The sequence below is a fragment of the Nitratireductor sp. GISD-1A_MAKvit genome (genome assembly GCF_040819555.1).
Lineage (GTDB): Bacteria > Pseudomonadota > Alphaproteobacteria > Rhizobiales > Rhizobiaceae > Nitratireductor.
Genome location: NZ_CP161920.1, coordinates 1,136,228 through 1,149,197, shown reverse-complemented (window position 1 = coordinate 1,149,197; position 12,970 = coordinate 1,136,228). Strand labels below are relative to the sequence as shown.

General features: G+C 59.5%; 10 protein-coding genes. 1 reads left to right on the top strand and 9 read right to left on the bottom strand.

Annotated features, from left to right (window positions below; genetic code table 11):
• Positions 1–8: 8 nt before the first annotated feature.
• Positions 9–1,052, bottom strand: a complete 1,044-nt coding sequence (locus tag AB2N04_RS06825; protein WP_367717860.1) for a TRAP transporter substrate-binding protein — start codon at positions 1,050–1,052, stop codon at positions 9–11.
• Positions 1,053–1,275: 223 nt separating this feature from the next.
• Between AB2N04_RS06825 and AB2N04_RS06820 the strand changes: the two genes are divergently transcribed.
• On the top strand, positions 1,276–2,739 hold the full coding sequence (locus AB2N04_RS06820) for a FadR/GntR family transcriptional regulator (protein ID WP_367717858.1): 1,464 nt from the start codon (positions 1,276–1,278) through the stop codon (positions 2,737–2,739).
• Positions 2,740–2,742: 3 nt separating this feature from the next.
• Here AB2N04_RS06820 and pyk read toward each other — a convergent pair whose 3' ends face one another.
• From pyk to AB2N04_RS06780, 8 genes are all read right to left on the bottom strand, one after another.
• The gene (pyk, locus tag AB2N04_RS06815; RefSeq protein WP_367717856.1) at positions 2,743–4,200 is read right to left on the bottom strand and encodes a pyruvate kinase; all 1,458 of its coding nucleotides are present in this window, start codon (positions 4,198–4,200) and stop codon (positions 2,743–2,745) included.
• Between the two features lies 1 nt (position 4,201).
• Complete coding sequence (locus tag AB2N04_RS06810; protein WP_367717854.1) at positions 4,202–5,404, bottom strand: DUF4147 domain-containing protein; 1,203 nt, start codon at positions 5,402–5,404, stop codon at positions 4,202–4,204.
• A gap of 162 nt (positions 5,405–5,566) precedes the next feature.
• A complete protein-coding gene (locus tag AB2N04_RS06805; protein WP_367717853.1) occupies positions 5,567–7,450 on the bottom strand; it encodes a CocE/NonD family hydrolase in 1,884 nt (627 codons plus the stop codon).
• Position 7,451: 1 nt separating this feature from the next.
• Positions 7,452–9,038, bottom strand: a complete 1,587-nt coding sequence (locus tag AB2N04_RS06800) for an ABC transporter substrate-binding protein (protein WP_367717851.1) — start codon at positions 9,036–9,038, stop codon at positions 7,452–7,454.
• Positions 9,039–9,060: 22 nt separating this feature from the next.
• Positions 9,061–10,077 carry an ABC transporter ATP-binding protein gene (locus tag AB2N04_RS06795; RefSeq protein ID WP_367717850.1) on the bottom strand — a complete coding sequence of 339 codons (1,017 nt, stop codon included), beginning with the start codon at positions 10,075–10,077 and terminating at the stop codon, positions 9,061–9,063.
• Entirely contained in the window at positions 10,074–11,045 is a 972-nt protein-coding gene (locus AB2N04_RS06790) for an ABC transporter ATP-binding protein (RefSeq protein WP_367717849.1), read from the bottom strand. The genes AB2N04_RS06795 and AB2N04_RS06790 overlap by 4 nt, the downstream gene beginning before the upstream one ends.
• Positions 11,042–11,941: an ABC transporter permease gene (locus AB2N04_RS06785; RefSeq protein ID WP_367717847.1), complete on the bottom strand. Its 900-nt coding sequence runs from the start codon at positions 11,939–11,941 to the stop codon at positions 11,042–11,044. The genes AB2N04_RS06790 and AB2N04_RS06785 overlap by 4 nt, the downstream gene beginning before the upstream one ends.
• Positions 11,938–12,909 carry an ABC transporter permease gene (locus tag AB2N04_RS06780; RefSeq protein ID WP_367717845.1) on the bottom strand — a complete coding sequence of 324 codons (972 nt, stop codon included), beginning with the start codon at positions 12,907–12,909 and terminating at the stop codon, positions 11,938–11,940. Before AB2N04_RS06780 ends, AB2N04_RS06785 begins: the two co-directional genes overlap by 4 nt.
• Positions 12,910–12,970 lie beyond the last annotated feature (61 nt).

Genomic DNA, 12,970 nt, shown 5'->3' with positions numbered 1-12,970 from the left:
AACCAGCGCTACTTCAGATATGCGTTGTCCTTCCAGGATGCATAGCCCGACCGAAACGCCTCAAGACTGACCCAGGCTTCCGCGAACATTTGACTTTCGCCTTTCAGCTCTTCCACGACGGCGGTCCATTTTTCCTCAAAGGCCTTGAGCTGCTCGTCGGAGTATTTGCGCACCTTGACGCCCCGCTCATCCTGCAGGCGCTTGAGAGCCTCGCCATTAACGGCCTCGCCCTTTGCCAGCATGTCTGTGAAATTCGCCCGGCAAACCGTCTGGATCAGCGTGCGCTGTGCGTCGGTCAGGCCCTTCCAGACATCGAGGTTGATGATCAGGTCATGCAACGTCGCCTGCTGGTGCCAGCCGGGGAAGTAATTGAACTTCGTCAACTGGTAGAAACCCGCGCCCTCATCGACCACCGGCATGGAGTATTCCGTTGCATCGATCGTTCCGCGTTCGAGCGCGGGGTAGATGTCTCCGCCGGGCAGAAGCTGCGTATCGACGCCAAGCTTCTGCATCACACGGGCGCCAAGACCGAAGAAGCGCATGCGAAGCCCCTCCAGATCTTCGAGCTCTGTGATTTCCTTGCGGAACCAGCCGGCCGTCTCGGGAGGAGATATGCCGCAGATCTCGGAATGCACATTGTATTTCGCGTAGAGTTTCTCGTTCAGGAAATCCTGCCCACCGCCGTAAAACATCCAGGCCGCATATTCACCTGAACCCGGACCGAAAGGCACGGCGGAAAACAGCGCGAAGGCGATGTCCTTGGAAGTCTGATAACCCGGCATCGACCATGCCGCGTCAACGACGCCATTGCCCACTGCATCAAGCACTTCAAATGCCGGAACCAGCGCGCCCGGCTCGTAGAAGCGGACCTCCATCGATCCCTGGGAAATGGCCGTAATGGTTTCCGCGATCTTCGGCCCCGCTTCTCCCAGGAGCGGCTGAGACGACGGGAACGAGGCCGCCATTTTCATTCGCACCTGTCCGGCATCCGCCTGAACCACACTCAATGCCAATACCGCTGACGCAGATGCCAGTAACGATTTCACCGTCATGTTTCACTCCCTTTTTGCAGAACACGAAGACCATCGCCATCTACCTCCCTGACGATGGTATTATTTTTTGACCAATCCTTCTCTATCGTCGCGCGAGCTGCATGTCAATAAATGGCATTATTATTATACCAACTGACGCCTGTTGGATATTTTCATTGCGGCAGGATGGGGATTACGGTCAGGATGAATGACTGATTTGGTCCAGCCCAGAAATGGTCAACGCATGCTTCGAACCGTGATTGATGCGGATTCCCTCCCCCCCTTGCACGCCCCCACCGTGGTGGACGTGACGGTTGAGTATTTTGAAAACCTGATCGTTTCGGGAGCGCTGCATCCCGGTGCCCTTCTGCCTTCCGAGCGCCGCCTGGCAGAAAGCCTCGATGTGTCACGGGTCAGTCTACGCTCGGCGATAGCCAAGCTCTCGGCCAAAGGTGTGCTCATCGCCGATGGGCGCACCACCGCGGTGACGAATGTCAGCGCGGCGCTCATCAGCGCCGAAGCCCGGCAGACCGGCTCGTTTTCTGCTGCCGATGCGTGGGAGTTCTGGTCATTTCTCTCGGTGGAGGCTGCAGCAATCGCTACAGAGCGACATACGCGAGTGGACAGTGTCAGCCTGGATCAGAGCCAGACGCACCTGCTGACTGGCAACTGGGATGAGGCAGAGGAGCAGACGGACCGGCTCCTGAACTACCTGGAGAAGGTTTGCGCCACTGCGTACAATTTCTTCTACACGCAGGTCTATATCGCTCTGAACACCGCCCTTCGCCCGATCGTTGCCAATCGTCTCGGTGAAATCGGAAAGGAGACTGAACTTCGGCAGTCCTTCGTTTCCTCCATCAACGACGCCCATCTGTGCTTTATCAACCGGGACCGGGAGGGGCTTCGTGACGCCTTCGCAGCGCTGTGCAGCTTTCTGGAACCAGGGAAAGGCGATGTCATTCGTTTTCCCACCTCCGAGCACACCACTTCGGCCAGTCGCGCCCAGGCGATGTCCCAGCTTGTGGAGCATTTTCGCAATAGCGCCATGTCACCCGGGCAGACGCTCCCCTCTGTCGAGACACTTGCGCAGGCAACAGGCATCGCGACCACGGCGCTGCGCGAGGCCATAGCGGCACTGGATGCCCTTGAGGTCGTGCGCATCGACAAGAAAGAGGTGGTTTCCCTCCTGCGAACCGACCTGCCCGACAGCTCGGCACCACTACTCTCGCTGATCCTGAAGCGCCCAGATGCCGTGCGCCAGGTTTACGAGTTTCGCGAGGTGCTCGAGGTGCACGCAAGCTACATGGCGGCCAGGAATTCCGGAGCCGACATAGCGCCCATGCGTGCGGAACTCAAACAGGCCCTTGAGATCTCCGAAGAGCAATACGCGCAAGCCGATGTAAAGCTGCACAATCGCATTGCGCACATGTGTGGCAACACTGTTGCAGCAATTGTTTCCGACGCGCTCATGCCGATCTTTCTGAAGGTCACGCAGGAGTGGTTTCGACTGCACAGCGAGAGCTATGGCGATCTCGACATCATTCACCGGCAGCATGAAGAGATCGTCAATGCGATAGAGGCGCGCGACTCCGCCTCAGCGGCGGATGCCATGGGAGTGCATCTGAACTATGTCGTGCAGGCGATGCGCGCGGCTGAGGAGCGCGACCGCCTGATGCGCATCTCTACTCTGCGAAGCCATTTTGGCTGAACGTCAGCCGGCCTGGACTGTCGCAATCCGCAGAAGATTGGTTCCGCCGCTCTCACCCCTCCTGGCCCCTGCCGTGATGACGATACGATCGTCCGGCCGAGCGAGGTCGGCAGCCAACACATGCTCTGTGGCAACGGCATCCACACTTGCCTCTCTCTCGACCTGCCCCTGCAGGGGCGATACCGCATGGAAGACACTCAGATAGCGGGCGGTTGATGCGCGGGGTGTCAAAGCGAGGATCGGTCGGCCCGGCCGGGAGCGCGACACCCTTGCCGCGGTCTCTCCCGTTTCCGTCAATGTCACAATGGTGGGACAGCCACGTCGACGTGCCACATCACAGGCCGCAGCGGCGATAATGTCGGAATCGCTGGCCGAAACATCAGTTTCCCTACTCTCCATCCTGCGGACAAAATGCTCATCCTGCTCGATGGAATGGGCGATGCGCGTCATCATGCACACAGCTTCCAGTGGGTATTTCCCCACCGCGGTTTCTGCCGAAAGCATGATCGCATCTGCGCCATCATAGATCGCATTTGCCACATCGGATGCTTCTGCCCGTGTCGGCACGGGTGCACTGATCATCGTTTCCAGCATCTGGGTCGCCACGACGACCGGACGGCCATGCCTGCGAGCCACTTCGATGATCCTCTTCTGTATCGCCGGAACCTTTTCGGGAGGCATCTCGACACCCAGATCACCGCGCGCGATCATGATGCCATCCGACAGTTCCACGATCTCCTCAATATGATCAACGGCGCTGGGTTTCTCGATCTTGGCCATCAGCCTTGCCCTGCCGGCAATCTGCTCCTTCACCTGACGCACATCATCGGGATGCTGCACGAAAGACAGTGCAATCCAGTCGACACCCAGAGAGAGGGCGAAGTCCAGATCCCGCAGGTCTTTCTTGGTAAGCGGGGAAACATTCAATCGGCGCGACGGCAGATTGACACCCTTGTGATCACTGAGAAGGCCGCCATTCAGCACCCGGCAATCCAGAACGCCTTCTCCCTTCTTCACCACCTGGAAGCGAATGCGACCGTCGTCGATGAGCAACTCATCACCACTCTCCACGACCGCGAAAATCTCCGGATGCGGCAGTTGAACCTGCTCGGTATTTCCCACCACGGGTTCCTTCACCAGCCGAAAGTACTGCCCCTCGACAAGCGTCGCGCAACCATCGTGAAATCGCCCCACCCTGAGCTTCGGCCCCTGGAGATCGGCAAGGATGCCGATGACGGTGTTGAGCTCTGCCTCCACCGCCCGCACGCGTTCGTGTCGCTCCTGATGGGTTTCGTAACTGCCATGGCTGAAGTTGAGGCGGTAGAGATCTGCGCCTGCGCGGTGCAGGGCGAGGATCATTGCATGACTGTCGGTAGAAGGACCAAGCGTGGCAAGGATCTTGGTGAATTTGGAACTGATGCGGCACGGCGTCCTGGCCCTGGAAGAATGTTCGGCATTCATGTCAGATCATCACTTTCTGCTTGGTTTCGCTTCGCTTTACCGCAATCGCCAGATCCATCACGTTGGTGCCGGTAGGACCTGATGTGAACAGTGCCCCAACGTTTTCTAGGAACGGGCCGGCATCGGCTCGGGCGAGCGCTGCACGAGCACTCTCAAGCTGATCGGGTCCGAGTACTGGAACGAGCCCGCCTGCTGCTTCTGTCGGACCATCCGTTCCGTCCGTTCCCGCCACCATTGCATGAATGGAGGTTTCACCTGCCAGCGCGATCCCAAGCGCCAGGGCCAGGCTCTGGTTGCGACCACCCCGGCCGGGATCCGAAGGCAGCTCCACGGTCGGTTCACCACCCCATATGTAAACACCATCGGGACCGGACTTCAGCCGATGCGCCAGCCGTTCAGCCACCTCGAAAACATCGCCGTAAAGCGTCTCGCTGTTTTCCACGACGGAAAGCTCCCGCTTCAATGCCATGGCGGCCACTGCATCTCGCGCCTGCGCATTGTTGCCGACAACCAATGCTTCCCTCACAAGCCCGCCGCTATTTGCCGGAAGTCGTTCAAGACTGCCGATGCCCGAACCTATAAGAGCCTCGTCACCACATTTCACATCACTGATCTTCCTGACATGAACATTGATGCGCGACGCCGCGGCGAGCAGCTTTCCGCCTTTGATGCGGGAAAACAGTGCGCGGTCCCGATTGATCTGTCGAATCTCGGTTCCGGCCGAAAGTGCGTAGCGACTGAAAGCGGCAAGCTGATCGGCCGTGTATCCCTCACACAGCTCCTCCGCCAGCGCCGACGCGCCGCCCGAGATCAGCAAGAGAAGATGTTCTCCATCGGGCACCGTCTCAACGAATTGGCGCAATGCTTTGCCGGCCTCCAGGCTTCGGGCGTCGGGGACAGGATGCGCACTTTCGTGAATTTCGGTCCCCTCGCCACGCAGCAGGTCTCCGGGAACATGGCCTTCTTTGGTGATCAGGAGTTCACGAGCAGCGAAAGGAGAGAAATCGCGCACGCCCTCAAGCATGGAGGCCGCTGCCTTGCCGACAGCCGCAACGTGAAATCCCGTTTCAGGAAGTTTTTCGCGCTTCAGAGACTGCCGGACCAGTGCCCGACCATTCACGGCTGCGACCCCGGCCCACCAGAGTTCAAGCACCTCCTGGTTCGGGCGGATTTCGATCGGTTCGTCAAGCATATGGTTGGTCATGCCATTTTGGTATATTTATTATACCTATCTGTCAACGTGCATCGAATTGAATCAGCATACCTCGCGGCAGGGCGAGAGCGCGTTGACCGAAAACGTTTTTAACGAGAGGAAAAAAGCTGCGAAGCGCTTGCCGGAAGCGCCTCGCGGTTCGAGCATATTGCGTCAGGATGGCAGGCAGTAAAGCTCGATATGGGACAGATGTGTTGCATCAAGATGCACCCTGTTACGGGCGATGTTTGTGATCCGGGAGGTTCCTTCCGGCTCGCCCGTATTGGGGTTCACGTCGTATTTCGGGAAATTCGACGATGATATGTCGACGCGAATGCGATGACCTTTGCAGAAACGGTTTGCCGTGGCGAAGGGTGTGATCTCGATTTCCATCACGCCTTCGTCCGGCCCCACCAGTGCGGGTTTCTCGAATGAATGGCGATAGCGCAAGCGAAAGATGCCGTCGGTGATATTCAACGCATAGCCGCGCGGATAGTCTTCCGATGGCGGATAGACATCGACCAGCTTGGCGGTGAAATCCGTATCCGGCGCATCGGTCGAAACATGGAGACGAACCGTGATCGGACCAGCGACAATCACATCCGCTTCCAGTGGCTCTGTCTGGAATGAAAGGACATCCTTGCGAGCGCTGAGCGGCATGCCCGGATTGGTGCAACCGTAAAAATCCTCGCGCTCCACCTGATCAAAGCCGCCGCCCGAAAAGATCGGCTCTCCGGATGTGAGTGAACCGCCAATGGTCGGCACCGGATCGCGCGGGTCGAAATCATAGGCGATGTGCCGCTCCGCCTCGGTAGGCTCCATCTGTGAAAGCTGCATGTCTCCATGCATGAAATACCGGACAGGCTTTCCCTCGGGCGGTGGCCAATCGGTGCTCTTGCGCCATTCGCCGCCATGCAGCATGTGGCCCTCAGGCGTCTTTGCGCCGCCTCCCCCGCCCATGAGGAAATAATGAACAGCTGTGTCCAGAAGCGGCTCGGGCTCCTGGCTCGCCTTCAGCCAGCGTTTGAACCAGCGCATCCGGAAGGACAGCCAGTCTTCATCCACCTGACCGTCAAAGGGTGCCGCCGGTCCGAAATCCACATCGCCGAACACACGCTGCGAGCGGTTGCCGTGCGTCCAGCACCCCATAATGAGAATGAGCGGACGGTCGGGCTTTTTCAGGCCCTGATAGTTTTCCAGCGTGGTGTGGACATAGGCGTCATACCAGCTCGACATCAGTATGGTCGGCACGGTATCCATCTGCTCGTAATAGCCGGCTGCCCAGATGCCCACCTTCTTCCAAAAATCATCAAAAGTGCCGTTCTGCCACTGGTCGAGCAGATAGGTTTCATAATCGGGATCCCATTTGACCGGGCTGCGCCCCTTCGTCCATGGCATCTTGCCGAACCAGCCATGCAGGTCTTCGGCCTCAATGGCTGCACGGATGAGCGGATTGTTCTGCGCCAGCGGCGCTTCCTTGGCCCGGTTATAGGCCCAGGTGGCCTGTTTCAGCTCGAAGGCACCGCCCTGGCGTATGCCGCAGGTGAAGGCATTGGAGAAGCCGCCAGAATCCACCGCCATGCAGGCAAGACCCGGCGGGTTGAGACAGGCCATGGCCATCTGCGTATGGGCATCATAGGAAAGCCCCATCGTTCCGATGCGGCCATTGTTCCATGGCTGGGCTTCGATCCAGACCATGGAATCGTATCCGTCCTCACCCTCGTTCAGATATTTCGTGAACGTGCCTTCGGAGCGATAGCGGCCCCGGCAGTCCTGCCAGATGACAACATATCCCTCCCTTACAAGGCGGATCGCCAGCGCCTCGCGGGAGGCCGGAACAGGGTCGCGCAGCGACAGCTCCGTGCGCGGCGTTCCCGCCTTGTCATAGGGCGTACGTTCAAAGATGACCGGCAGGGGATCATGCGCAGCTTCGCCATCCCCTGCCGGGCGATAAATATCGGTAGCCAACCTGACACCATCGCGCATCGGGATCATGACATCCCGGTGAACAACGACATCGGCAGTAAGTGCGATCGGGGGCGTCAGGTCGGCCGTCACGTCAGTCCACCCGCTTCACGTCTTGGGCAAGCGTGTATTCGGACAGGCCACCATCAATAGTGATGCCTTCACGCGCTCCCCAGAAAACTTTCTGCCAGTAAAGCGGAACGATCGGCGTTTCGGCGAAGGCGATGCGCGTGGCTTCCGCCAGAAGCTCGTTGCGCTTTTGCGGATCGAACTCCTGCAGCGCAACCGCGAGAGCCTCGTCAAAGGCCTTGCTGGAGAACCGCACACGATTGAACGCGCCGGTGCCTGCTTCCTTGTCATAGGTCTGGATCAGGCTCGATAGATTTGGGGCGGATGTCGGCGTGGAAGAACCAAGAGAGAAGACGAAAGCGCCGTAATCACCCGCGCTCGCAGCCTTAGAGTAGACATTGTAGGGCAGCGCCTCGACACCCTCGACCTTCAACCCGCCACGGGTCAGCATCTGGCCAAGCGCCTGCACCAGATCGCCATCGCCGGGGAAGCGGTTGTTGGACGAATAGAGCTTGAGTGCAAAACCATCCGGATAGCCCGCCTCTGCAAGCAGTTCCTTCGCTCTGGCGACATCAGCCTCATCGGGCTTCAGGTCTTCCGCATGACCGCCCAGAACCGCGGGAACAAGCTGGCCAGCCGGCACACCCGCGCCGCCCAGAATGCGATCAACGACCAGCTGGCGGTCGATCATCAGCGAAATCGCCTTGCGCACGCGCGCATCACGGAAGGGGTTTTCAGCCAGCGGCTTGCCGTCGAGGCCAAACACGCCGGGCGCCTGATCGAAACGCTGCGAGAGCCCCAGATAGATGACACGGCCGGAAGCCGCTGAAACCACATTGATGCCATCCTGCGATTCAAGACGCGCCACATCAGCCGGCGGAACGGCATCGATCAGATCGACCGAACCGGACAGGAGCGCTGCAACACGTGCAGCATCATTGGAGATGAAACGCACCTCCACGTCTTTAAAATCGGGCTGCTCGCCCCAATAACCATCAAAGGCCTCAATCGTGAGGCTTTCACCCGGCTTGAAGGAAACGAACTTGTAGGGACCGGTTCCAACCGTGGCCGATCCCGCATTGAAGTCTTCGGACGTTTTCCCTTCAGAAGCCGCCTTGGAGATGATGAAGACGCGGCCGATATCCTCGATCAGCGCCGGTGCCGGTTCTCTGGTTTTGATACGGACGGTGAGATCATCAACCTTTTCCATTGTGTCGATGGACGACACCATGTCGGAGAATGGGGCCGGGCTGTTGGGCACTTCGTCGGTGCGCTCCAGCGAGTAGATCACATCGTCGGCCGTCAGGGTTGAACCGTCATGGAACTTCACACCCTCACGCAGCCTGATCTCCCAGGTATTATCATCGAGCGACGTCCATTCCGTCGCGAGACCGGGGCTGATCTGCAGATTGGCGTCCTGCTCGATCAGACGACCGAACATGAGCTGGGCCGTACCCTGATTGTTGCCTGTGCGTGAGAATTGCGGGTCGATGGATGATGGCTCTGCCGCGCGTCCGATCGTCAGATCGGCTGCAAGCGCGGGCAATGCGACTGTCGCCATAAGGACAGCAAGCGCGCCCCTTCTGATGGCACCTGGATTAAAGCGTTTCATGGTTTCCCTCCCTTTTGAGTGGCTATTGCGCCGGTGGCAAATCGTTGAGATGGCATGCACTTTCATGCCCTGCCTGCACCTGTTTCAGTACCGGTCTCTCGATGCGGCAGCGATCAAAGGCGTGCGGGCATCGTGGATGAAAGTGGCACCCCTTCGGCGGGTTGACAGGTGACGGGATCTCGCCGCGAATGCTCGCAAAGCTCCGGTGCCGCCGATCGATGCGCGGTATCTCGTCCAGAAGCGCGCGTGTATAGGGGTGGTGGGGCGCGTCGAATATGCGGTCGACGGGAGCCGTTTCCACGACCCGCCCCAGATACATGATCACCACCCGGTCACTGATATGCTGAACGACGGAAAGATCGTGGCTGATGAAAAGCAGCGTGAGGCCAAGGCGCTCACGCAGTTCCATGAAAAGATTGATGATCTGCGCCTGGATGGACACATCCAGTGCCGCGATGCTCTCGTCGCAAACGAGGAAATCGGGATTAACCGCCAATGCCCGGGCAATGCCGATCCGCTGGCGCTGACCACCTGAAAACTGGTGTGGGAAACGCTGCGCCATTTCCGGCTGAAGCCCCACGGTCTCCAGCAACTCGGCCACGAGCTTGTCCTGCCCTGCCTTGTCCACCAGCCCGTGAAAACGTGGGGCCTCTCCGATAATGTCTCCAACGCGCCGGCGCGGGTTGAGCGAGGACATGGGGTCCTGAAAGATGATCTGCGTGCGCAGGCGCATGGCCCGTTGATCCCGCCCCTTGAGGTCGGCCAGATCAGCGCCGTCACGCAGTACCGTGCCTTCCGTGGGTGCAAGCATTCCGGCCATGATGCGTCCAAGCGTCGATTTTCCGCAGCCGCTTTCTCCGACAAGGCCGACCACCTCGCCCTTGCGGATTTCGAGGCTGACATCATCCAGTGCATGAACCACTGACGGCTTCGCCATGGCTCCCAGCGCAATGGCTGCCCGTTCGGCAAAATCCGTCTTTTTCTGAAAGCGCTTGCTGATGTTGACCGCCTGCGCCAGCGGCGCCTGTGACGTCGTCATGTCTGAGCTCCAAGCGGATGGAAACAGCGCCATTCATGGCCTTGCATGCGATCAATTCCCGGAACCTGCACACACGCCTCGCTTGCACGCGAGCAACGAGGGCGGAAAGAACATCCCTCCGGCCGGTTGAGAGGGGAAGGCGCAGAGCCGGGGATCTGATGCAGCGGCACACCGCGCCGGTTGGCCATCGGCGTCGAGGCGATAAGCCCCTGCGTGTAGGGGTGGCGCGAGCGATCCAGAACCTCGTCCACAGTGCCCTGCTCCACGATCCGGCCCGCATACATGACGGCCACCTTGTGGGCGAGGCCCGCCACAACGCCAAGATCATGGCTGATCCAGATGAGCCCCATGCCCAGTTCACTGCACAATTGCTGCACCTGAGCGAGTATCTGGCTCTGGATCGTAACATCGAGTGCCGTGGTCGGCTCATCGGCAATGATCAGGTCCGGTCCATGAAGAAGCGCTATGGCGATGGCCACACGCTGGCGCATGCCGCCGGAAAATTCATGCGGATAGGCATCGAGCCTTTCCTCCGGTGAGGGGATGCCCACCTTGCCCAACGCATCGCGCGACCGCTGGCGCGCCTCGCTGCGGCTTACCTTGTCATGGGCCCGCACTGTTTCCATCATCTGCGTGCCGATGCTGAGCACCGGATTCAGCGTCATCATCGGGTCCTGGAAGATCATGGCGATGCGGTTGCCGCGGATCTGTTGCTGCCTTTTCTTGTCGAGCGCCAAAAGGTCCTCGCCATTGAAGCGCACCGAACCGCCCACCACCCGACCGGGCGCATCCAGAAGCCCAAGCAGCGAGAAGCCGGTAATGGATTTTCCGGAGCCGCTTTCGCCAACAAGCCCCAGAACCTCGCCCCGCGCTACGGTGAAGGAAACGCCGTCCACCGCCTTCACCACGCCGGAGGGCGTTTCGAAATGCGTTTGCAGATTGTCCACTTCAAGCAGGGGAGCGGTCATTGTACCAGCCTCGGATTGAGCGTTTCGCGCAGCCGGTCGCCGACGAGATTGATGCTGAAGACTAGGATCAGAAGCAGCAGCCCCGGAAAAACGCTCATCCAGTAGATGCCGGCCAGAAGCACCTGATAGCCATTGGCGATCAGTAGGCCGAGTGAGGGCTCTGTGATCGGCAGGCCGATGCCCAGAAAGCTGAGCGTGGCTTCTGCGGCGATGGCGCTTGCCACTTGAATGGTGGCGATGACGATTAGCGGCGGAAGACAGTTTGGGAGGATCTGGAAGAACAGGATACGCGGTGCCGACAGGCCAAGGCAGCGCGCGGCCTCCACATAGTCGCGGCGGGACTCAACCAGCGCCGCTGCCCGCACCGCCCGTGCAAAATAGGCCCATTGCACGAAGACGAGCGCCAGAATGACCTTCCACGTGCCCTGTCCGAAAACGACGAGGATCATCAGCGCCACAAGTATGGTTGGAAAGCCCAGCATCAGATCGACGAAACGCATGATGAAACTGTCGAGCCGCCCGCCCGCATAGGCTGCGACCAGCCCCAGCGAGGTGCCGACTGCCAGCGCGAAGATACCTGACACAAGGCCGACGCCCAGGCTGGTGCGCAGCCCGTACATCATGGCAGACAGCATGTCCCTGCCCTGCGTATCGGTGCCGAGCCAATAGGTGATGCCGGTCGAGCCCTCGCTCAGGGGCGGAAGCTTGCTGTCGAAAAAATCGATCTGCGCAAGGTCATAGGGGTTTTGCGGGGCCAGCACGGGCGCGAGTACCGCAGCGCCGATCAGAAGAACGCATATCGCCAGCGCGAGCGTTGCTTTACGGCTGCCCAGAAGGCCGCGCAGCGCTCGGGCCGAAAGGCTCTGTCCGCGCAGATAGGTCGAAAAAGCGGTCATTGCGCACTCACCCTTATGCGAGGGTCGAGCAGGGAATAGAGCGCATCGACGCAGAAATTGATGACGATGAACATGGTCACCACGATCAGGATGTAGGAGACGATGATGGGGCGATCGAGCGCGTTGATGGAATCGATGATCAGCTTGCCGATGCCGGGCCATGCGAAGATTGTTTCGGTCACCACCGCAAAGGCGACAAGTGAACCGAATTCGATGCCAATCACCGTGATGATGGGAATGAGAATGTTCTTCATCACATGGACGAAGAGAATACGCGGCGAGGATATGCCGCGCGCTCGCGCAAACTTCACGAAGTCGAGCGGCATGGTTTCCTGAACGCCGGTGCGTGTCAGGCGGATCACCAGCGCGGTCTGCGCCAGCGCCAGGTTGATTGCCGGTAGAAGGAGATGCTTGAGCCCATCCCAGGTAGCGAAGCTGGTTTCGATACCGAACAGGCTCCCCGTCGCGCCCCGCCCGGTGGAGGGCAGCCAGCCGAGCGTGACCGAGAAAATCATGATCAGCATCATTCCCTGCCAGAAATTCGGCAGGGAGAAACCGAGGATCGATCCCGTCATGATGGTTTCGTCGGTCGCCGACCCCGCCTTCACCCCGGCCCACAGGCCAAGCGGTATGCCGATCACCAGCGAGATGATGAGCGCGGTGAAGGTGAGTTCGAGCGTGGCGGGCAAGCGCTCCAGTATGACCTCGGTGGCCGGACGATTATAAACGAAGGAGCGTCCGAAATCGCCCTGCACCGCGTCCGTGACAAAGCGGACATATTGGGTCGGCAGCGGGTCGTTTAGTCCAAGAGACTCGGCCACCTGTTCGCGCTCGGCGATCGACGCATCCGCCGGAAGCAGGATCTCAAGCGGATCGCCAATCGCGAACACCCCGGTGAAGACGATCACCGAAGTGGCCACCAGAACGATGATCGCCTGCATCAGTCTGCGTATCAGAAAGGCTGTCACTCATTCCCCCTGCCCCGGAGCGTGACCGGTCGGCCCGCTCTCTTGAGCTGAGGTTTGCACC